At 40.3% G+C, this 21,738-nt stretch carries 15 protein-coding genes; 7 read left to right on the top strand and 8 right to left on the bottom strand.

Translation table 11 applies throughout. The features are described from left to right. Positions 1-69: 69 nt before the first annotated feature. The 5 genes from HMJ38_RS23900 to HMJ38_RS23880 all read right to left on the bottom strand — a co-directional run bounded on the left by HMJ38_RS23900 (position 70) and on the right by HMJ38_RS23880 (position 8,993). Positions 70-1,416 (bottom strand): TolC family protein, encoded by a 1,347-nt coding sequence (locus HMJ38_RS23900; RefSeq protein ID WP_194976974.1) that lies wholly within the window; start codon positions 1,414-1,416, stop codon positions 70-72. Further along, positions 1,416-4,478, bottom strand: a complete 3,063-nt coding sequence (locus tag HMJ38_RS23895) for an efflux RND transporter permease subunit (protein WP_194976973.1) — start codon at positions 4,476-4,478, stop codon at positions 1,416-1,418. Before HMJ38_RS23895 ends, HMJ38_RS23900 begins: the two co-directional genes overlap by 1 nt. Positions 4,479-4,480: 2 nt before the next feature. Next, complete coding sequence (locus HMJ38_RS23890) at positions 4,481-5,563, bottom strand: efflux RND transporter periplasmic adaptor subunit (protein ID WP_194976972.1); 1,083 nt, start codon at positions 5,561-5,563, stop codon at positions 4,481-4,483. 2 nt (positions 5,564-5,565) lie between these two features. Then, the gene (locus tag HMJ38_RS23885) at positions 5,566-6,375 is read right to left on the bottom strand and encodes an alpha/beta fold hydrolase (protein ID WP_194976988.1); all 810 of its coding nucleotides are present in this window, start codon (positions 6,373-6,375) and stop codon (positions 5,566-5,568) included. Between the two features lie 437 nt (positions 6,376-6,812). Beyond that, positions 6,813-8,993, bottom strand: a complete 2,181-nt coding sequence (locus HMJ38_RS23880) for a S9 family peptidase (RefSeq protein WP_194976971.1) — start codon at positions 8,991-8,993, stop codon at positions 6,813-6,815. Between the two features lie 217 nt (positions 8,994-9,210). Between HMJ38_RS23880 and HMJ38_RS23875 the strand changes: the two genes are divergently transcribed. The 6 genes from HMJ38_RS23875 to HMJ38_RS23850 all read left to right on the top strand — a co-directional run bounded on the left by HMJ38_RS23875 (position 9,211) and on the right by HMJ38_RS23850 (position 15,578). After that, complete coding sequence (locus HMJ38_RS23875; RefSeq protein ID WP_194976970.1) at positions 9,211-10,284, top strand: hypothetical protein; 1,074 nt, start codon at positions 9,211-9,213, stop codon at positions 10,282-10,284. A 266-nt stretch (positions 10,285-10,550) separates the two neighbouring features. Then, positions 10,551-11,120 (top strand): hypothetical protein, encoded by a 570-nt coding sequence (locus tag HMJ38_RS23870; RefSeq protein ID WP_194976969.1) that lies wholly within the window; start codon positions 10,551-10,553, stop codon positions 11,118-11,120. A 111-nt stretch (positions 11,121-11,231) separates the two neighbouring features. Beyond that, a complete protein-coding gene (locus tag HMJ38_RS23865) occupies positions 11,232-11,798 on the top strand; it encodes a hypothetical protein (RefSeq protein ID WP_194976968.1) in 567 nt (188 codons plus the stop codon). A gap of 41 nt (positions 11,799-11,839) precedes the next feature. Continuing rightward, the gene (locus HMJ38_RS23860) at positions 11,840-12,460 is read left to right on the top strand and encodes a hypothetical protein (RefSeq protein ID WP_194976967.1); all 621 of its coding nucleotides are present in this window, start codon (positions 11,840-11,842) and stop codon (positions 12,458-12,460) included. A 46-nt stretch (positions 12,461-12,506) separates the two neighbouring features. Further along, the gene (locus HMJ38_RS23855) at positions 12,507-14,909 is read left to right on the top strand and encodes an alpha-L-rhamnosidase-related protein (protein ID WP_194976966.1); all 2,403 of its coding nucleotides are present in this window, start codon (positions 12,507-12,509) and stop codon (positions 14,907-14,909) included. A 159-nt stretch (positions 14,910-15,068) separates the two neighbouring features. Next, positions 15,069-15,578, top strand: coding sequence for a hypothetical protein (locus HMJ38_RS23850; protein ID WP_194976965.1), 510 nt, complete (start codon positions 15,069-15,071; stop codon positions 15,576-15,578). Between the two features lie 107 nt (positions 15,579-15,685). On the opposite strand, the gene HMJ38_RS23845 is transcribed toward HMJ38_RS23850, so the two are convergent. From HMJ38_RS23845 to HMJ38_RS23835, 3 genes are all read right to left on the bottom strand, one after another. Beyond that, the gene (locus HMJ38_RS23845) at positions 15,686-17,896 is read right to left on the bottom strand and encodes a DUF5916 domain-containing protein (protein ID WP_194976964.1); all 2,211 of its coding nucleotides are present in this window, start codon (positions 17,894-17,896) and stop codon (positions 15,686-15,688) included. Between the two features lie 218 nt (positions 17,897-18,114). Next, positions 18,115-20,004, bottom strand: coding sequence for a serine hydrolase domain-containing protein (locus HMJ38_RS23840; RefSeq protein WP_194976963.1), 1,890 nt, complete (start codon positions 20,002-20,004; stop codon positions 18,115-18,117). Between the two features lie 181 nt (positions 20,005-20,185). Then, complete coding sequence (locus HMJ38_RS23835) at positions 20,186-20,611, bottom strand: secondary thiamine-phosphate synthase enzyme YjbQ (protein WP_194976962.1); 426 nt, start codon at positions 20,609-20,611, stop codon at positions 20,186-20,188. A 128-nt stretch (positions 20,612-20,739) separates the two neighbouring features. Between HMJ38_RS23835 and HMJ38_RS23830 the strand changes: the two genes are divergently transcribed. Next, positions 20,740-21,315, top strand: a complete 576-nt coding sequence (locus tag HMJ38_RS23830; RefSeq protein ID WP_194976961.1) for a porin family protein — start codon at positions 20,740-20,742, stop codon at positions 21,313-21,315. Positions 21,316-21,738 lie beyond the last annotated feature (423 nt).

Below are 21,738 nucleotides of genomic sequence, written 5' to 3'. Positions count from 1 at the left end.
TTTTATGTATAAGAAAGGCTCAAAGTGCCTTTTAAAGGGCGCTTGAAGGCATTTGTAATAAAAATATATTTATTGTAATCCCAGCTGAAACTTCTGATAACTGTCCTGAAAGTATATTCTACCCGAAAGCCGCATCAATTCAATTTCCATTTCTTTGATATTAAACAAGGCGGTCAGTAACCTGTTCTCTGCTGTCAATAGGTTGACTTGTGCATCCCTGAACTGTAGATAATCAGATATCCCCAACCTAAACCTTTCCAAAGCAATATCGGCATTCTCTATGGCTGTTTTGTAATTGGAATATTCAATATCCAATAACTGTATATTGGTATTGTAGGTATTATAGGCCCGCTGAATATCAGATACCATTTGAATTTCAAGATCCTGAACGGCATATTCTGCATTCAATTTCTGAACTCGGGCATTCTGAATGCGTCTATTCAATGTAAATCCACTGAAAACATTTAAAGAAGCGGTCAAGCCATAATTGATCCCCGTTCTCTGATTGAGCAAAAGGAAACCAGCTTCTGAAGTGAAGGTATTCCTGTTATATGCAGCATTAAGGTTGACTTGTGGTAGTCTTTGCGCCTGTGTTTCCTTCAAAGCCAGAAAAGCAACATTCTCCTGCCTTTGGGTAAGCAAAAACTGTTTATTGTTTAGGTAGGCATTTTCGAGAAGGTCTTCCAAAAGGAGATTTTTATCAACCGAAATAGTATCTTTTACTACAAATTCTCTGTCAGGTGTCAGTGCTAATAACTCATTGAGGTTGATCCTCGCGTTTTTGATAATAAGTTCCTGGTTTACCAACAAGGAAAGATCGGCATTGTAATCTACTTGTGCGGTCAGAAAATCCCTTCTTCCGGCACCTCCTAGTTCGTACCTTGCTTTTGCAATATCCAATCTTGATTGGGAAAGGTCCAAGGTAGTTTTCAAAACGTTGTATCTCTGTAATTCCAATACCAATCTGAAGTAGGAGGATGAAATAGCCGCTACAGTATTCTCTACCAATACTTTAGCATCGAGATCACTGATTTCGGCTAATTTCCCAAGTATTTTTATGGAATAAATTGTTTCGGGACGAAAGCCATAAAAACCTACGATGGAGTAGTTTTCATTTTCTGTTTTTGCACCGGGAACTTCATTGGGCTCTGGGGAATTTGCAAATTGTTGTTTTACATCTTCTCTATTGAAGCTGTTTGCAAAATTCCCGGTAATGGTTGGCATAAAAAAGGAACCTGTCCCGATTTTGATATCCCTCTCTGCAATCGCAACATTGTTAGCCGCTATTTTCACCCCATAGTTTCTTTCAAGGCCAATCAAGACGGCTTTTTCAAGGTCAAGTTCTTCATTCCCTTGGGCATGAAGGGTGGCAAAGGTTAGTCCTATCAGGACGAAAGTTAAAAGTAGTTTTCTCATTAGACTCTGGCTAATCTTCCTTTTTTAGAGGTTAAGTATGTGTAAACTGCAGGGATGATAAATAGCGTCAATACAGTGGCAAATGCAAGACCTCCGATTACTGCAACGCCCATTGGTACACGGCTTTCCGCACCCGCACCTAGGGCGAGGGCTATCGGAAGAATACCCAGTATCGTGGATAAACTGGTCATCAAAATAGGCCTGAATCGGGCACCGGCTGCGCCAATGATGGCATCATCGATAGACATTCCCTGTGCTTTTCTTTGATTGGCAAATTCGACGATCAAGATGCCGTTTTTTGTCACCAATCCTATGAGCATGATAATTCCAATCTGACTGAATATACTCAATGTAAAATCGAAAATCCACAAAGAAAATAAAGCTCCAAATAGTGCCAATGGAACTGTAAACATGATTGTTAGTGGGTCTAGGAAACTTTCGAATTGTGCTGAAAGCACCAAGTAAATCAGGATCAGTGCAAAGATGAAAGCAAAGACCAAGCTATTGGAACTTTCCCGGAATTCTTTTGATAGACCTGCTACATCGGTACTGTATGTTTCATCCAAAACTTCATCAGCAATTCTATCCATTTCTTCCAATCCTGCACCAATTGTATATCCTGGAACCAATCCTGCTGAAACTGTAGCACTCACAAATCTATTGAACCTATAAAGTTGTGGAGGAGTGCTTTTCTCCCTGATGGTGACCAAATTATCCAACTGAACCAATTCGCCATTATTAGCCCTAACATAAAGCATCCTTAGGTTAACAGGCTCATTTCTATCCTGAATCTGCATTTCACCTACTACTTGGTACTGCTTGCCATTCATAATAAAATAGGCAAATCTTTGCCCAGAATATGATAATTGGAGGGTACGCGCTATTTCCTGAACAGAAACTCCGATATTTTGGGCCTTTGCCCTATCAATTTCTACTTCAATTTCTGGCTTGGTAAATTTGAGGTTAATATCTGAAAAGCTGAAAACCTGGCTTTGACCTACTTTTTCCATAAACTCAGGGATAACATCTTTTAGTTTTTCCAAGGTCGGTGCCTGAATGACATACTGTACCGGCAAACCTCCTCTTCGGTCCCCTATAGATTGGGGCTGGGTAGCAAAAGCCCTCACTGCTGTAAATTTGGAAAGAATTCCAGTTACCTGTTCATAAATCTCCTGTTGGGATCTTTCACGCTCAGAAGCATCTTTTAAAATAACCCTAAGAAAACCTGAGTTGGTACTGGCTGTGCCAAATCCAGGAGAAGTAACGGTGATGATTCCCTCTCTTTCCTCCTCCGGAATCTTATCCATAAATTCCACCGTCATTTCATCTATCACCTTGTCCATATAATCAAAGGTGGCACCTTCGGGTCCTGAAAGATTTACCCTCATTTCTCCCCTATCCTCTGTGGGTGCCAGTTCCGTCGGAATTACTTTAACCATCTGATAGATTCCAAATCCCATCAAGATAATGAGAACAAAAGAAATCCATCTGACTTTCATAAAAGCATTTAAGGCGTTATTGAATTTAAGGTTAAGCCATACAAAGAATGGTTCCGTTTTGGTATAGAGCCAATTTTGTTTTTCTCTTTTCTTCAACAGCTTTGAACTTAACATCGGAGTCATGGTCAATGCGACGAAAGAAGATATAATGACCGCCCCCGCGACCACGATACCAAATTCACGGAATAACCTGCCTGTGGTACCCGTTAGGAAAATGACCGGTAAAAAAACTGCGGCAAGGGCAACAGTGGTTGCGATTACAGCAAAGAAAATTTCTTCGGCACCTTTTTCAGCAGCACTATCCGGATTTTCTCCCTTTTCAATTCTGGTATAGATATTTTCCAAAACCACAATGGCATCATCTACCACCAGACCTATCGAAAGTACAATTCCAAGTAGCGTCAGGACATTGATGGAAAAGTCCATCAGGTACATGATAAAGAAGACCCCAATCAAAGATATGGGGATGGTAAGCACCGGAATAAAGGTCGTTCGCCAATCTCTTAGGAATAAAAATATGATGGTCACCACGAGAATAAATGCTACAAAAATCGTTTGTTGCACTTCATTGATGGAATTTCTGATATACTTGGTAGAATCAAAACCAATATCCAAAAGAACATCATCGGGAAGATCTTTTTTGATAAACTCTAACCTTCTGTAAAACTCATCTAATATTTCGATATTGTTGGAACCGGGTAGAGGAACCAATACCACACCTACCATTGGGATACCATCCCTCTTAAGTACTGTTCTTTCATTGAGGGCGGCCAATTCCGCTTTACCCACATCCTGAAATTTAACAATATTGTTCTGGTCCTCTTTGATAATCAGGTTATTGAATTCCTGAGGGGAACTTAACCTACTTTTAGTCCTTACTGAAAGTTCAATGGCGGAGCCCTCAATCCTTCCTGAAGGAAGCTCAACATTTTCACTTTGCACTTTATTGAGTACATCCAAAGGAGTGACACCGTATGACGCCATTCTGAGCGGATCCATCCTCAGCCTGATAGCATATTGTTTTTCACCCCATATCTGAACCCTACTGACACCCGGAATTGTCTGTAACCTTTCTTTGAAAATGTTATTGGCAATATCCGAAAGTTCCAAAAGCGTCCTTCTATCACTCTGAACATTCAAAAATACTATAGGTTGGGAATCTGCATCGGCTTTGGATACAACAGGTGGGTCTGTATCGGGTGGAAGGTTTCGCTGTGCTCCTGATACTTTGTCTCTTACATCATTGGCAGCCGCTTCCAAATCGGCACCTACATCGAATTCAACGGTGATATTACTTGCCCCATCATTACTGGTGGAAGTAAGGGACTTGATGCCGGAAATACCATTAATGGCCTCCTCCAGGGGCTCTGTGATCTGAGCCTCTATGACATCAGCATTAGCACCCACATAGTTTGTCCTCACATTAATGATCGGGGGATCAACGCTCGGGAACTCTCTGATACCAAGAAAACTGATTCCGATTATCCCAAAAAGTAAAATGGTCAGAGACAGTACGATAGCCAATACAGGCCTTCTGATACTGATGGTTGATAAACTTGCCATAATCAGTTGATTTTAGTGTAATTGACAGCCATTCCTGATCTTACTTGTAATACGCCTGTAGTCAATACCAAGTCACCTTCTTTTAATCCATTGACTACCTGAACACTTGTGTCGGTTCTTGTTCCTATTGAAATCTGTCTTTCTTCCACTTTACTTTCAGCAGTGACTACAAATACTTTATAACCGCTTAGCTCGGGAATAACCGCTTCTGCAGGTACCAAAAGGGCATTTTCTTCAATACCCAAAATATATTTTATCCTGACAAACATACCCGGAAGAAACAATTTCTTTTTGTTGGGGCTTTGTGCCCTCAGTTTTAAGGTCCTGGTATTGGCATCAATATTCGGTTCGTAAGCATATACCACGCCTTCCGCTTCTTCTCCTCCTACGTCACTGGAAAAGAATATCTTAGAATTTATTTCGACCTGATTTGCATACCTTTCCGGTATAGAAAATTCAATTTTGATGGGATCTATGTTAATGATAGTGACGATTACATCATTGGTTCCTATGACACTTCCTTCGGAAATCTGTCTCAACCCTAGAACCCCATCAAATGGAGCACGAATCACTGTTTTGCTTAACTGTGCTTCTACCAATTTCAAATCAGATAGGTTGGTATTGAATTGGTTGAGAACGATATCATATTCTTCCTGACTGATCGCTTCCTTTGCCAACAATTGTTTTTGACGATTTTCCTGACTTTCAAAAAGCTTCTTGGTAAACTCAAGTTTTTGGTACTGGGCACTGAGTTCGTCATCATTCAAATATACCAAGGGGGTTCCTTTTTTTACAAATTCGCCCTCTTTAAATGCTATTCTTTGGACTAGGCCTGAAATTTCAGATCTCAGGGAGACCATCTCATTGGGGAGGACAGTCCCTGTTATATTCAGGTTGTTTTCCAATTTTTGAGGATGAATTTCTACAACATCCACAGGTAACACTTGGGCTGATTGTGAGGGGTTACTTGCTGAGGCAGATTTATTGTTAGAACCAAATATTTCATCCTTTCTAGGATAAATAAAAATAATTGCAATCACTGCCAAGATCACAAGGGTCAAAATTATTTTTGTAGGGTTTTTCATTCTTAGTGCACAAATGAATTTTGTTGGGGTTGATTTAGATTTTTTAGAAAATCCAGTGAAAGTTGGTTGAATTTATCCGGCTGCTCCACATTGACAACGTGTCCACAGGCTTTTACAATTTTCAGAAAGGAAAGTTTATGCTCTTTGACAATCTTTTTGACAGGTTCCAAAAACATGATATCTTCTTCGCCCATGATATATAAGGTCGGAATTGCCAGATCTTTTTCTTTGAAATATTTCAGTATTGGATTGATATCTTTGGTCATTTTGAACCAACGAATAAATTCCTTCTGACAGAGTCGTTTAGCTTCTCTGATGAAGAGATTTCTAGACTCTGCATGGTGCCTGCGCGGCATAATGATCCAAGCAAATAGACTGTATAACCACATGTAAGGGACAACACTTTTAAATGCATTGCCCAAGTATACCAAAACCCTTGAAGTAAAATTGAGTCGGGTAATCGCTCCTGCCATTACCAAAGAACTCACGCGATGGGGCTCCATTTCAGCCAATTGCCTGGCAAGGATAGTCCCCAAAGAAACACCCATAAAATGTGCCGGAGGGATCTCCAGATGATCCAATACCTCTATGATGTCTTTGGTAACAGCCGGGAAAGTATATTCTTCCTTCCACATGTTTTTGATGGAATTGGCTGATTTCCCATGGCCTCTTAAATCAATCAACAATAAATTGAAATTTTGCCTAAAATCCCGGATCTGTTTATGCCATACGGAGGACGAACCGCCAGCTCCATGAATAAATACCACCCATTCCCTGCTTGAGGAGTGCTTGTATGTTTTATAAAACAACATGCCTTTTTTCATTTGTTCTCGCTTATAACCAAGGATAGGTACAGATAGTTATTCAACCGAAAGCTACGCGCTTTCGTTCTGCTTTGAAATGAAATAGATATAGGTGGTGTTTGAGGTCTATCAGTGGTCGGAGAAGCGAGAGGAGAGAAGGTAGAATTTAGAGACAAGAGACAAGAAACAAGAGACAAGAGACAAGAAGTTAGAGCCGTGAAGCTAGAAGTTAGAAAGATAGCCTGCCCCGAATATCGAGGAGCTAAGAACCGAGATCCGTGTAACCTTTGAGGTCTTTTTTTGACCTCGAAGGTTTTCCCTAAGGTAAGAGAGAACCGAGATGCGAGAACCGGGATCTATCAGATGTGAAATACATCTAATTCCTACATTCTTTGTACATGGTAATTAGTACTTTCATCCTTTATTCTTTCTCCCTCATCCTTCCCTCAAAGCTTCCTCTTAATAAAATCCGTCATCAAGGAATACAAATGCCAGGAAGTATTTCCCCCTGAAATGCCATGGTTTCGGTTGGGATAATACATGGTCTCAAACTGTTTATCTGCCTTGACAAGGGCATCAACCAAATCCACTGCATTTTGAAAATGGACATTGTCATCCCCTGTACCATGAATCAACAATAGGTTACCTTTCAGTTTGTTGACATGAGTGATGGGGCTGTTGTCATCATAACCGGCGGCATTTAATTGGGGTGTCTGTAAATATCTTTCCGTATAAATGGTATCATAATATCGCCAAGTAGTCACCGGAGCCACTGCGATGGCAGCTTTAAAAACATCATTGCCTACCATCAATGCCAATGAGGACATATATCCTCCGTAGGACCAACCCCAAATGCCAATTCGTGATTTTTCAACAAATGGAAGTGTACCTAAATATTTTGCCCCTGCAATCTGATCTTCTGTTTCGAATTTGCCCAGGTTAGCATAAGTCACATGTTTGAAGTCACGCCCTCTTGCACCGGTTCCCCTGTTGTCAACACAAACCACAATATATCCCTCGGATGCTAAGTGTTGGTGCCAGAAATCCCTTGTTCCTCCCCAGGAATTGGTTACATTTTGGGAACCCGGTCCTCCATACACATACATGAGAACAGGATATTTTTTGCTTTGATCAAAGTCAGCAGGCTTAATCATATAGGCATTCAGCGAAGTGCCATCCACTGTATTGAAGTTGAAAAACTCCTTAGGAGAGATTGCGAAATTTCCGATTTTGGCCTTTAATTCCTGATTGTCTTCCAATACCTTAACCAATTTACCGGAAGATTCATTAAGTGTCACTTTCAAGGGACTGTTTGATTCGGAGAAATTGGCAATATAATATTTGAAGTCCTTGCTCATGTTGATGGTATAGGTTCCTTTTTCAGGCGTAAGGAGTTTTTTGCCTTTCCCATCCATATTGATCACATACAGATTCCTTTCCAAAGGAGAAGCTTCGGTAGAGATGTAATAGATTTTTTTGGCTTTTTCATCCAATCCTACCAACCTGCTTACCTCCCAATTCCCATTGGTGACCTGTTTGATCAATTTGCCCTGATTATCGTGGTGATAGATGTGCTTGAATCCGTCCTGTTCAGAAGTTCGGATAAACCCCTTTTCTCCATCCAAAAATCTCAGGTCATCGTTGTAGTTAAGGTCTACATATGTTTCTGAATTTTCTTGTAAAATCAGGTTTGTTTCACCGGTCCGGGCATTGGCATACAACAGGTCCAATTGATTTTGGAGTCTATTTAATCTCAAAAATGCCAAAGTATTGTTATCACCTGTCCAATAAATTCTGGGTAAGTAAATATCCTTTTCAGATCCTGAGTTCACGGTAACGGTATTTTTACCGTTTAGGTCATAAATATGGATGCTGACTTCGGCATTTTTTTCTCCTGCTTTGGGATACTTGAACCTATAATCTTCAGGGTATAATTTCCCCCAAGTCTGCATGTTGAATTCCGGGACTTCTGATTCATCAAATCGGATAAAGGCGATTTTGCTTCCATCAGGTGACCATTCAAATGCTTTGGACATGGAAAACTCTTCTTCATACACCCAATCAGCCGCACCATTCAGCACATGGTTCCACTTTCCATCTGTCGTAATTTGGGTTACTTGACCATTGGCCAGTTCAGCTACATATAGGTTATTGTCTTTGACAAATGCAACTTTATCATTTCCAGGTGAGAGGGTTGCATACATGATTTTTTCACCATCCATGAGCTTTTGAGAAGTACCGGACTGAAGGTCTATCACGTGAAAAACCCCTTTACTGGATCTTCTATAAATACTTTCCACATCAGAAGCAACCAAAGCTTTTGTCTCATCAGGGTTGAATGCATAGCTTGAAAAATTGATCCTTAAAGTTCCTCCATCTATCAGCACTTCCGCTTCTTCCCCTGTAGCAACATTTATTTTCACCACTTTCGGACCTGTCAATCCTCTTTGTAATGAACTGTAATACTGTCCATCCTTCATCCAATTGATCCCATAAACTGATTTTTGGGAAAAGGTATTGGATTTAAACACATCTTCAAGGCTGACTTTCTTTTTTTGCTGGGCGATAGTCGATAAGCTCCCAAGCAAAAGAATGAACAAAAGCAAGTTGGATTTAATGTTACTCATAGCATTCAATAAATTTTTAAAGGTGCCAAAAGTATAAAAAATAGAAAGAAGGAGGAAAAGTTATTTTATAGTTGGAATAGGAGGTCAAAAGTATTGGAAGAAAACCGTTTAGATTAATCAATTAAAATCAGGGTAATAAAAAAGAGCATCTTCGGTCTAAAGTATAAAATCTTAAATTTAATGCTGTTTTTTCCCAAAACCTCATTAAATTCATAAGATGATCCTGCTACTCCGTTCCCTTCTGATTTTTGGATTGTTGAATTACAATCTTGCATTTCGTATTCAGACCAATGGACAGACCCCTACCTTTTTTGATTCAGAAGAAATACTCGAATTGACAATCTCCGGTGACATCAACAGACTTATCAAGGACAGGAAAGGTAAACCTGAGTATGATGACATGACGATCTCCTACATGGATCAAAATCAGCAAGAAGTTTCAATCCCTTTGAAAATAAGAACGAGAGGAAATTTCAGACGGCAACAAAATATTTGTACCTACCCCCCCATTTTGCTGAATTTCAGTAAAAAAAATGTGGATAACTCGATTTTTGAAGGACAGGATAAACTTAAATTGGTCATGCCCTGCAAAGGAGACAAATATGTAGTCAGAGAATATTATGCCTATAAATTAAGTAATATCCTTACGCCGAAAAGCTTTAAGGTGAGGCTTGTTAAAATCTTCTTGGATGACAGCAATAATAAAATTAAAGAGAAGGAACCCTTTTTCGCATTCCTCATTGAAGATGAAGACCAAATGGCTGAAAGGAATGGGATGGAAACTGTGGGGCAGGATTTAATTCGGCCCAAACAAATCGAAGTACAGCAATTCATACAAATGTCACTTTTCCAGTACCTGATTGCCAATACCGATTGGTCAATTCAATTCAGACAGAACATCAAAATCATTCAGAACCCCCATACAGAAGAATTATTTGCAGTTCCATATGATTTTGACTTCTCCGGCATCGTATTGACAACCTACGCAAAGCCTGCGGAAGAATTGAAAATGACCTCAGTGAGGGAAAGAAGGTACAGAGGATATTGTATCAAGAACATGGAACATTTCAGCAAATCCTTTGCCCTGTTCAATGAAAAAAAAGACCTCATCTATGCGCTCTATAATTCAAGCCCCCACTTGGAAAGCAATTTTATCAAATCTACAATCAAATACTTGGATGATTTTTATAAGATCATCAACAACCCAAAGGTGGCAGAAAGGGAACTCCAATATCCTTGCCTTGCAGATGGGACAGGTGATGTTGTGATCAAAGGATTAAATAATGATTGAGTTTTCCACATTTTAATGTCCCTTGGAGGATGGCAGATTTTGATTTTTTTATAAGTGAAAGCCCGTAAACTGATCGATGACAGCGATATCAAACTGATACCGCGGAAACAGATTGGAACAATATTTCCCTGATCTTATCATTTTTTGATTTTTTTCAATAAATTTCAGCTTCCTCAGAAAACTTGTCTACTCTGATTTCTTCAGACGATAACTGACTGTGGATAAATGATTGCCCATATCATACTATCTCGCTAAACACCCCTAAAATGAAAACTTTACAACAAGTAATGGTTTTCTCCGCAATTTTTTGTGCTCTCGGAATATTCAGCTCCTGTGAAGACAAATGCGAAGATACCATGTTCCAAATCAAAGAGCTTTCCATGTCCCCTAGGACCAAATCTGAAAGTTCGACTTCACTCACACCGTGGAGAATCAGTGATGAGCTACCCTACAATAGACTGATGTTCATTATGCAAATGCCAAAACCTGTTTCAGTATTCTTTACACTTAATGCTGATTGTCCGGCAGTATGGAAAAATGAAAATCGAATAACTGATCTGAAATTGGTCAGCGACAGGGATTACAATGAGGAATATCCCGCAGGTTCGGATTTATTGGAAATCGCATCCTTTTCTGTGGATCAAATCAACTCAATCTCCAAAAGCCAATTTCTCGGAAACTATGTCAACCAATCAGAGATTACGACTGCATACCTGACATTTAATGAAGCACCTTTGGAAAACGCAGTCCATAAACTCAGACTTGATGCCCAAACCTCAGATGAGAAATCAATTGAATCTGCCTGGATAAACATATTGCTGAAACCTATAGAATAATTTCAGCAATTAAATTGGAATTGTGGATAACCATCGATCTAAGGCTCCGTATGAAAATTAATTGGAAAAATCAGTATCCAATCCTTATCTTCGAAGCCAAAAAATACCATCATGTTCAGATTTAAAGCCAACTATTTGAAATTTATCCTTCCGGTTACGCTGGGGTTCATGTTACTGATATCCTGCAGCAAAGATTGTGAGAATACTTTGTATGAAATCAATTCGATAGGGCTGACTCCCAGGACGATTAACCTCAGTACAGGTCAAGATGGACCTTGGAACAATGAAGCCGGATTCACGTCTACAAACCTTGCATTGCGGTTAGATATGCCAAAGACGGTACTTAACCCGGGAAGTTTGGATTCAGATTGCATCCCAAAATATAGAAACAACAACAAAGCCACAAGTATTGAGATGTTCAGCAATCAGGCTTTTAATGCCATACCTGCCGGAGAAGACTTATTAGAAGTTTGCGTGTTTACAGGTGATGGTCTAAACTTTATAAACAAAGCAGATTTTTTGCAGTCGTATCTGAATGAATCCAACTTCCCAAGTTATTTCATTTTATTCAATTTTAAACCAACTGTTGAAGCCACACATTCATTGAGAGTTGTTGTGGAATTCGAGGACGGAACTTCCAAAGAGTCGGAATTTGTGGAGGTCTTGTTAAAACCTTGATCAATTTTAATTACATTTGACTTAGTTCAAAAAGTAGAAGAATGAAGCTTAAGTCAATTTTTAGTTTATTTTCCATAGTGGTCCTGTTCCAACTATCACCTTTGATATTTTCTTCTTGTATAGATGATTGTTCGGGACAGGCTAGGTATTATCGCTTAAGTGAATTCAATGGGGAGGCAAAAGAATTTGTACCGACAAGTCCCGGATGGCAATCAAGACCTTGGTCAAATACTATCAATTTGACGACCGAAAAATTACTATTCTGGTTTATTTTTGGGGAGGAAAATCTGGATAAAAATGACTTTATCAGAAGAGCCCATATCGGATTGCCTGTATTGTATGCCTGTGATCCGGGAGTTAACCTGGAAGCAGGCATTGAGAAAATTGACCTATTTGCTGATAAGGACTTTAATTCCAGCTTTCCGGCAGGTACAGACCTTTCTGAGATACTTTTAATTGCCAGAGTGGGCGGAGAAGTTTTTGTTCCTTTGGAGTCTCGCAAAGATTCACAAAGGAATGTTTACAACTTCACTAATTTTGCGGTGCGGTTCAATCAAGAATCGGAACAAAGTGAGGCTATGAAATTTACTTGCAACGTGACGCTTCAGGATGGCAGGGAATTTTCTTCCACCATAGAAAATATCATTCTTAGGGTTAATTGAAAAAGGGCTTTATCTTTAGGGTTATTGAAGCCCAAAGTTAAACGCTATGAAGACATATTTTTCTTTCCTGCTTTTTTTATTGCTCATTTCATCCTGTCAGCAGCAGCCTGAAGTGAAGCCACTTTCGGATTTATTGATCGATGTCGAAGCCTTAGAGGGTAAGGCCGAGTACCTCTCCTCTCCCTATGTGACAGCCGGAGACCGTGTTTACATGGTCGGGCATCAGGATGGTACATTTCCCGATTTGGGCTGGCATGTAGCAGGAGAGATGGGGGGAATATGGAACCATCCCATCAAACTCATGGACGGATTCACTGCCGCAATCCTGGACGGTAGCAACTCATATTGTTTAGATGCAGCACATCAATTTATCAACTATCCATTTGCTAACAAACACCTGTTTCAATCACCTATTCCAGGAATAGAAATAGAAAGGTTTCAATTTGTGCCTGATGGCAAGGAAGGTGTGGTCATTGAATTTGCCTTTAAGAATTTAAGCAATTCGGGTGTATCTTTTGGATTTGAGTTTGCCGGATATACAGACCTTATGCCTGTTTGGCTTGGAGAAAGAACAAACATGGTGGATCATGTGGATAACTTGACTTTTGACCAGGCGAGGCAGGCTTGGAGAGGAAAGGATGAAGGCAATGACTGGTATGTCCTTTTTGGGTCCAGTGAAAAAGCCAAAAGCAATCAAGGTCCATCAGACTATTGTGAATATGACCCCAAAGGCAAGGGTCAGGCCGCACGCCTGGAATATCAAATCAACCTTCGTCCTGACGAAGTAAAAACGCTCCGTTTTGTGATTTCAGGTTCCTTTACATCACAATTAGATGCCGAAAAAACCTATGACATTTTACACACCCATCCGGAAACCTATCTGAAAGATAAGCTTGGAAAATATGAAATAATTGCTTCAAAATCAAAAGTCACTATCCCGGACAAAGAACTGGAAAAAGCCTTTGAGTGGGTGAAGTACAATACAGAATGGTTGGTCAGAGACGTACCTGAAATCGGCAGGGGGCTTGGTGCAGGAATGCCCGATTATCCTTGGTGGTTTGGTGTGGATAACGAATATACCCTCAAAGGTGCCATTGCAACCGGCAGGAAAGACTTGGTTTACCGGACCATTGAACTTATCCACAAGCTATCAGAATCCAATGGCAACGGACAAATTGTGCATGAAGTAAGTACCAATGGGGTGGTTTTCAATCCTGGCAATATCAATGAAACCCCACAGTTTACCTCATTGATATGGTGGGTGTATCAATGGACAGGTGATAAGGAATTCTTGTCCAAATATTATCCTACCATCCAAAAGGGTTTGACGTGGCTGATGGAAGAAAACGATGAAGACGGCAACCTCTTCCCTGATGGCTACGGCATGATGGAAATTCATGGACTTGAATCCGAAATGATTGATGTCGCCACTTACACCCAGGTAGCCTTTGCTGATGCTGCCAAGATAGCAGATGAACTTGGTGATACCATCGGTGCGCAGAGTTATCAACACACAGCAGATATTCTCAAAGAAAAAATCAATAATGAGTTTTGGGTTGAAGAATTCAATTCTTATGCAGACTTTATAGGCACCACCCGAGAAGCAATCCAACTGATCGATGCGGCCATTGTAAGGGCAGATACGCTGAACAAGCCCTGGGCTGTGGAAGAACTTCGGGCAACCAGAAAAAAGTTATCCACATACCCTGCCAACAAGAAGCAAGGCTTTGTGATTTTCCACAATTGGGTGGTCAATACTCCCATGGAAATGGGCATTGCAGATGAGGAAAAGGCCATCAGGGCTTTGGACAAAGGCCGGAAGTTTGTGAATCCATTTGGGGTCTTTGTCACAGGCATAGATCGGGATGAATCCTCAGAGATGGAGGATGGTTCCTTTTCAGGCAGTAAGGTTTTTTCATATACAGGAGCAGTGATGACTTTGCCTACCGGTGTGCAAGCCATTTCGGAAAACAATTATGGCAGACCTGACCAAGCTTTGGAATACCTGCAAATGATGACCCGCTCTTTTGGGTTTGCTTTGCCGGGATCCATTTATGAAGTATCCCCTGATTATGGCATGATGGCACAGGCATGGAATCTTTACAGCTTTGGGGTACCTATTGTTACGCAGTTTTTCGGCATCAAGCCTGATGCCTCCAAAAAACTGATTCAAATCACACCACAAATGCCTTCCACTTGGAAAGAAGCCAAAATAGAAAATGTAATCATTGGTGACAATGAAATTTCGATAACCTGGAATATGCTTGAAGACAAAAGTATAGAGGCGGAAATCACACAGGAAAATGGTGACTGGGAAATATTGTTCAACTGGCCTGTGGATAAGTATAGCAAGGTAATGTTGAATGATACTGAATCGGAGCCAGGAGTTTCTCAAAAGTTTAACAATCTGAGCTTTACAGGAAAGAAAAATATAATAACCCTTAAGTGATATTCATTTCATGAGCATCGATATCCTCAAATAAAAGATTTTGGCACTTCCATATTCTGGACAGGAAAGGTCTCTTTACACGATTTATCAAATGAATGGCCTATATTTAAAGGAAATGACTAATTCCATATATTTTTGCAGGAAGAAGGACTCAGATTTATGAAAAACTTATTATCAACATTTAAAAAAGTTAAGATATCCTTTTGGGACAAAATTTTAGAATTATTAAGTATCGGTGCACTGATAGTTCTCTGGGTAATGACCTATAAATTCCAACATATTGGTGCAGAATTGGTGCCTGAGGATTTTGATTTTTTTCAAACACCCAATGAATATTGGGCAAGTAAAATGACCTATTCAGTACCCATCATTGCGACAGTTTTATATATAGGATTAACTGTTTATAACCTTAGACCACAATATGGGAATTATCCTGTCCAAATCTCCTCTGAAAAAATAGCTGATCTGAGCGAAATCAATAAAAGGCTTTGGAGATGGTTGAAATTCAACTTACTCGTGATTTTTATCATCATTGAGTATTTCTCTTTCCACACAGGTTCCAATGCAGGGACAGGAATTACTCCTTTGTTGATTCTGGTTTTTCCGGTCCTGCTTTTCGGACCTGTCGTTTTTTTCTTTATAGAATTTTCCAAAAACCAACTGGAATAAGCAGTTTTCAGTAAACAGTGGGCAGTCGCAGTAGGCAGTATGCACTTTCCCAGTGCAGTGGACAACAAACTTTCCAATTATTAAAACATCCCACTTCCTAACTTCCCTTAAATATTCAGCCAATAATTAAGCTTCATCACAAAAGCCCGCTGTTTGGATACAAAAGTGTTGGGAAAGTAATTTTCGGTGTACACGATAAAAAGATCTGAAACTGGAGCAAAACGCCACTGAACCCGGGTATTGATATTGACATTTTCAATCTGATTGTTGTACTGGATAAAAGTAGTCCAGAAAAGACTCTTGGTAAAGGTCAGGTCAATTCTAGGACCTACCAGAAAAAGATCAGCATCATTTTGTGGTTCGGGAAGGCGGATATTGTTATAGCTGAAGTTCATGGAAATATTCGCCAAATAGCCCATTCTCCAATTCATCGTACCTGAAAGGCTTTTGATACCTCCCGTGAAATATTCTCCGATCTCACCTCTGGCGGATAAAAAGAATGTATTTCTGGGATTGCCAATATACCTGAAGCCTACCGTGCTGTTTCTGTAATCAGTACCCGACTCCAAAGGTTCCCCACCTGTTCTTGTCGGGTCAAAAGGGAAAAAAAGATAAGTAAAACGGTTACTGGCTGTGACTGTCAAGGAAGATAGCGATTGAAACCGGGTGGTATAAAACAAGGTATGTTGTTCGTCTGTGACTCCCAGGTTTTCATTCCAGAGCACTTCCGATTCCACTCCGGGTCCATGTCTGTTGATCAATTTGGATTTGGGATAAAATTGACGGGAAAACCTGATGGCAGTTCTGTTGAAATCATTTCTAGGTGTAAAACCAACTGCCGGATTGAACCCTTCTCCAACAGTGGACAGCGCCAGACTTGCCTCCCAATAGAGGTCGTTATAGTTGAGTTGTGCATGGGCAGCGCCACTTTTTTCCTTTTCCTCATATTCAAAAGTCTTATGATAAAAAAACTTGCCTGTCCATCTGTTATCTGATGAAGCCAGATTATAATCTATCCCCGCCAACCTATTGGATTGGGTATTGTCAAAAAGAGACCCTTGACCTTCACCGTTCAGACTTTCTCTGTTGATGAGGATAACTCCGACATTGGATCTGTTGAAAACTTTCTTTTGTAATGCTGCTACAGAAAAGTTTTTTCCCACTATCCCTAGCTCTTCATCATTGGCCGTTTGCATGTTCATGGCGCCAATCCTCCAGTCTTCATTCAGTTTACCACTGAGTCTTGCCCCATACAAAATGGGATTTTGTACATTTTGCCCGGTATTTTCATCTCTGTCTACACCTATTCTCCTGGAGAAAAAGGGTCGGATATTCTGTGTTCCGAAATCGGCAAAGAGATCAGCGTTCTCTAAAAAAAACTGCCTCCTTTCCGGAAAAAAGATTTCAAACCTGTCCAAATTGGTAACCTGTTCATCCACCTCTACTTGAGAGAAATCAGGGTTTACCGTCAAATCCAAATTCAAAGCAGGACCGATACCTATTTTGGCATCTGCGCCGAAAGTTGGCCTGGGAGGATTGGAAGTGCCCTCTAGGGAATTCCTATCCGTCACCATGGCTGCATAAGGTATAAATGATATGTTCGAACTTTCCTTTTTGAGTGGCTCTGAAAAGAGTAACTTCCTCGTAAATGCAAGTCCAATGATATTGAAATTCCGTGCGATAGGAGTCCAAGTACTACGCTCATTGTATTTACTGTCTATTCTGTAAAAGTTCACGTTCCAGTTCATAGCACCATCATTGTAGCGCAAGGTTGAAAATGGAATCGCTGCCTCTACCACCCAATAATCTTCATGGATCTTAGCTGTTGAATACCATTTATTGTCCCAAGCCAGATTCAGGTCAGAAGACCTAATTCCTCCATTGGCTATTAGCGATTCCCGCTGTACACCATAGGGATTTACACCAAACTGGAAGCCGTTGGTATTGTCATTGAAAGTATCAAAAATAAAACTGATCCCATCATTTTGCTCACCCCGATAATCCCTTCTCAGGGAGGTGCTGACATATTTTTCTCTAGGCCCAAGGTTATACATCACTGCAGCGATGTAAAGAAACTTATCATCATAAGCGATTTTTACTTTGGATTGGGCAACTGCCAAGGAAGTATCTGAAGGAAAAAATTGCTGAAAATCAGTTGCCCAGTCCTTATCGTTCCAAATAGCCTCATCCAATACCCCATCGACTATGATCTCATAGTCGATTTTTTCCGCGATTATTCCGGGCAATTCAAACGCTGTCTCTTGGGCAAAGACACTTGAAATCAAACACAAAAGTAAAAGGGTAAACGAAATTCTCACTGCTATAACTATTTGTGCTCAATGTAGGGAATAACCTTTTTAACGCTTCATGTCATTTATACCAATGGTAATATTAAGTTTGAGGCGTGAGTTATAAGGTGTGAAATGAGAGTTGCTTTTGCGTATAGCACATCAGACGCAGGTTAAATGCCACACTCCTGTTCAAGCCAATGTGAGTGACTCCGTACAACATCAATATACATTACTTTTTAAATTACTCAGGCATATTGCCAACCCAAGAAGTTCCAAAAATAGAGTTGCCAAATAGCTAAAAAACTGATCAGGGTGATCACAACATAAAATGCCTTAGCCAAACCTGAGTAGTAGGGATTTCTTAGATAACGGATACTGAGAAACAACATCAAGAGCGTAAATCCAACCATCAATACAGGCAGTACCAAAAGTACTTTCAGACTTGTGGGAACTCCATACACAATCTCAAAAGGATTGGACATGATGATGGCCAAGCCTACCAAAAAAATCAGGTAGCCTGTATAATTTAACCAAGCGATCCATTTCCCCGTCAAGGGAAGTAATTTTCGATTTGGGTCTTTATGAAAGTAATTGCTTCGGATACGGGCTGCAAAGGGCCAATACATCAGCACCAGAAGCGCAGTCAACAAAGACAGGACCAAGATGCTGATTTGGATTTGGGACAGTTCAAAGCCGGATACTTTTTCCATGGCATAAATGGACAGCATACCATCAAATAGATAATGTATTTCCCCTTTTTCATTATTGCCAAAAGCAATCTTATTGTTATTAAACTCCTCCCGAAATGTATTCTCGCCTATAGGCACATAATATTTGGTTTCATTGGGTTGAGTCACAACCAATTTTCCTTCTGCGGTATATACTTGAAAGCGGCTGATTAAGGATACAATTTTAGTGAAATTGGAATGCTGATAGCGGTTGACTTTGTATTCTCCTGCAAACTGTTGGAACCATTCCTCGTCAACTTCGATGGGACTGTCCAAAGGCCTGTTGTCCGGAAAATAACGATCCAACAAAGCTTCAAGGACTTTCATATATCCATTCATGACATTTCCGGTATTAAAGCTGATAAAAACCCCAAAGTCATGCTCAGGCAACATCGCAAAAAGAGAATGAAACCAAAAGGTATCCCCTCCATGTCCAATAACCCTGTTTCCTTTTTGACTTAAATCCATAAACCCATACAGTAGGGGATTCACGTCCGGATGGTGTTGGTGAAGCGGTTGAAGCATGGATTCAAAAGTGATAGTATCCAACAAGGTGAAACCATCCAAAGTGCCTTTTTGAAGAAAAACCTGCATCATTCGAGCCATATCCGTTGCTGTGGAGGAAGCTGCCCCCACAGGATATAAAGGCACAAGTTCGAAATCTTTTTCTTCAAAGGTATTATCGAAAATATAGCCTTTGGACATCTGTCCCGCCCATTGTGCAGGCAGAGGTTGCTGCATAGTGGTATTTCTCATGCCCAAGGGGTCCAAAATAAACTGTTTGGTGTAATCATGAAAACTCATGCCTGACACTTGTTCGACGATATAAGCAGCGATCCCGGTTCCATGATTTGAATAGGATCCTTGTGTGTAGGGAGGGCGAACCCGTTCAGGCATCTCCTTTTTCAAAATTTCCCCAAGGGGCAAAAGTTTGGCTTCTTCATTGACAAACAATTCCATGACATAGTCCTCAAATCCCGGGGTGTGGGACAACAGGTTTTTCAAGGTAATCGGCTGACCAAATTTGTCCGGTACTTCAATATCCTTCAGGTAAATATTGACATCTGCATCGAGGTCAAGTTTGCCCTGACTTGCCAGCTGCATCACAGCTGTCCAAACAAAGAGCTTCGTAATAGAGCCTATCCTAAACAATGTTTGTTCGGGGTCTACGGGAATCCGGTTTTGGACATCCGCAAATCCGTATCCTTTGGCCAAGAGCAGTTGTCCATCTTTGACAATGGTAACCGTGGCTCCGGCTACCTTTCTCTCATCTATCAGGTTATGGATCAAACCATCCATAAATGCCTGCACATCCAAAGAGTCTAAATCAGTTTTGGCCTGAGCGTGATTCCCTAAAACTCCGATAAAAACTAAAGCAATACTTAACAATAACGATAAATACTTCATCTTCTGAGATTTTGGATGGTAGATGTAACAAGTTAAAAAAACTTTTTTGAATAAGCTGAAAAGCCATCAAGTTGTCCCAAGCCTCTGGATTCGTGACTTCTAAGTAAAGGCGTTTGTAACGCCTCCCCTCCATATTGACTTTTATCTCCTGCTTATTGTCTCTCATTTCATCCTTCATCCCTTAAAACCCTTCCCCAAATGCTGTCAAAACCAGCTTTCTCGAGCCCCCATGGTTTCTGAATTCACAGAGATAAATACCCTGCCATATTCCCAACAAAAGTTTTCCACCACCAATAGGCACCTGCACACTGCAACCCATTAAACTGCTTTTCAAATGGGCAGGCATGTCGTCTGTCCCTTCATAAGTGTGGATAAACCGTGGATAACTTTCAGGAACCAACTCATTTACAAAGGTTTCAAAGTCTTTTCTCACAGTGGGATCCGCATTTTCATTGATGGTCAGTGCCGCGGAGGTATGTTGGATAAACACCTGAAGCATCCCGGTTTTGATTTGCCTGATTTCGGGAAATTCACTTTCAATCAAATCTGTAATCAGATGGTAGCCTCGTGGATAGTCCCTTAAATTTAAGTTCTTTTGGAAAATCATAAATCGAAGAATTATGTAACAATCAATATTTTTTTATGTAACATCTTTTAGTTTATTAAGGTAATCTTTGCGGGCTTATTCACCACAACCATAAAATTGGTTGAAAGCAATACTCAAAATAAAAAACTATGAAATATTATCTGATTGCATTTATCACCTGTTTGATGATTGGTACTACAGCCATGGCTCAAGACCATCATGCCAATATAGGAGTCAAAGGAGGATTGAATCTTTATAACATCAACGGAAACGGAGAATCCGACTTGAAATCAGGTCTGCACCTCGGCCTTTTAAGCCATATCCATTTGACAAATCAATTTGCTTTCCAACCTGAGATCATGTACTCTGCACAAGGTACAAAATTAGGGGGTTCGGATAATAGCCTCAACCTTGATTATATCAATATACCTTTATTGTTTCAATACATGTTTGATAACGGATTTAGGTTACATGCCGGACCACAGGTAGGATTCTTGGTCAATGCCAAATCCAAATCAGGTAATACTACTGTCGATGTGAAGGACGGTTATAACGCTATCGACCTTGCACTCAGCATTGGCGGAAGTTATGTCTTTACCGACACAGGATTTGGGCTTGATGCCCGATACAACCATGGATTGAGCAATATTTATGACGCAAGTGCTTTCAATGCAACCAACCGCGGATTTCAATTGGGGGTATTTTACCTCTTCGGGCATAAATAATCTTAAGCATATTGCTTGAGATTTGACTCTTAAAATACTTATCTATCAAGTCCCCATCTGCCTTTTGGAAGAAGGGGACTTTTTTTTGCAAATTGCGAAATAGGGACGTGGATAAAATTTATTTCCCGCAAAACCGCAAAGAAAATGAAGCTACACTACCAATGACAGATTTTGAAATCGAGTGTTTAGAACTACAGATAGCATTAAATCTATAATAAAACTTTGCCTTGTCACCTCGACGTCAGGAGAGGTCTGCATCCCGCTTTGATGTCATTTCCTTTCTGTAAATGCCAAATTTTCTCCACTACCAATGACAGATTTTGAAATTGATGGTACAGAACTACAAATAGCATTCAAATCTATTACAGAACTTTGCCTTGTCACCTCGACGTCAGGAGAGGTCTGCAGCCCGCCTTGATGTCA

It is taken from the genome of Aquiflexum lacus, from assembly GCF_015476655.1.
GTDB lineage: Bacteria > Bacteroidota > Bacteroidia > Cytophagales > Cyclobacteriaceae > Aquiflexum > Aquiflexum lacus.
This window is presented reverse-complemented; position numbering and strand designations above follow the sequence as displayed.

What these genes read in the sequence shown, in the direction of transcription:
- HMJ38_RS23900 (WP_194976974.1), bottom strand. Translation starts at nt 1,416, where the DNA reads ATGAGAAAACTACTTTTAACTTTCGTCCTGATAGGACTAACCTTTGCC.
- HMJ38_RS23895 (WP_194976973.1), bottom strand. Translation starts at nt 4,478, where the DNA reads ATGGCAAGTTTATCAACCATCAGTATCAGAAGGCCTGTATTGGCTATC.
- HMJ38_RS23890 (WP_194976972.1), bottom strand. Translation starts at nt 5,563, where the DNA reads ATGAAAAACCCTACAAAAATAATTTTGACCCTTGTGATCTTGGCAGTG.
- HMJ38_RS23885 (WP_194976988.1), bottom strand. Translation starts at nt 6,375, where the DNA reads ATGTTGTTTTATAAAACATACAAGCACTCCTCAAGCAGGGAATGGGTG.
- HMJ38_RS23880 (WP_194976971.1), bottom strand. Translation starts at nt 8,993, where the DNA reads ATGAGTAACATTAAATCCAACTTGCTTTTGTTCATTCTTTTGCTTGGG.
- HMJ38_RS23875 (WP_194976970.1), top strand. Translation starts at nt 9,211, where the DNA reads ATGATCCTGCTACTCCGTTCCCTTCTGATTTTTGGATTGTTGAATTAC.
- HMJ38_RS23870 (WP_194976969.1), top strand. Translation starts at nt 10,551, where the DNA reads ATGAAAACTTTACAACAAGTAATGGTTTTCTCCGCAATTTTTTGTGCT.
- HMJ38_RS23865 (WP_194976968.1), top strand. Translation starts at nt 11,232, where the DNA reads ATGTTCAGATTTAAAGCCAACTATTTGAAATTTATCCTTCCGGTTACG.
- HMJ38_RS23860 (WP_194976967.1), top strand. Translation starts at nt 11,840, where the DNA reads ATGAAGCTTAAGTCAATTTTTAGTTTATTTTCCATAGTGGTCCTGTTC.
- HMJ38_RS23855 (WP_194976966.1), top strand. Translation starts at nt 12,507, where the DNA reads ATGAAGACATATTTTTCTTTCCTGCTTTTTTTATTGCTCATTTCATCC.
- HMJ38_RS23850 (WP_194976965.1), top strand. Translation starts at nt 15,069, where the DNA reads ATGAAAAACTTATTATCAACATTTAAAAAAGTTAAGATATCCTTTTGG.
- HMJ38_RS23840 (WP_194976963.1), bottom strand. Translation starts at nt 20,004, where the DNA reads ATGAAGTATTTATCGTTATTGTTAAGTATTGCTTTAGTTTTTATCGGA.
- HMJ38_RS23835 (WP_194976962.1), bottom strand. Translation starts at nt 20,611, where the DNA reads ATGATTTTCCAAAAGAACTTAAATTTAAGGGACTATCCACGAGGCTAC.
- HMJ38_RS23830 (WP_194976961.1), top strand. Translation starts at nt 20,740, where the DNA reads ATGAAATATTATCTGATTGCATTTATCACCTGTTTGATGATTGGTACT.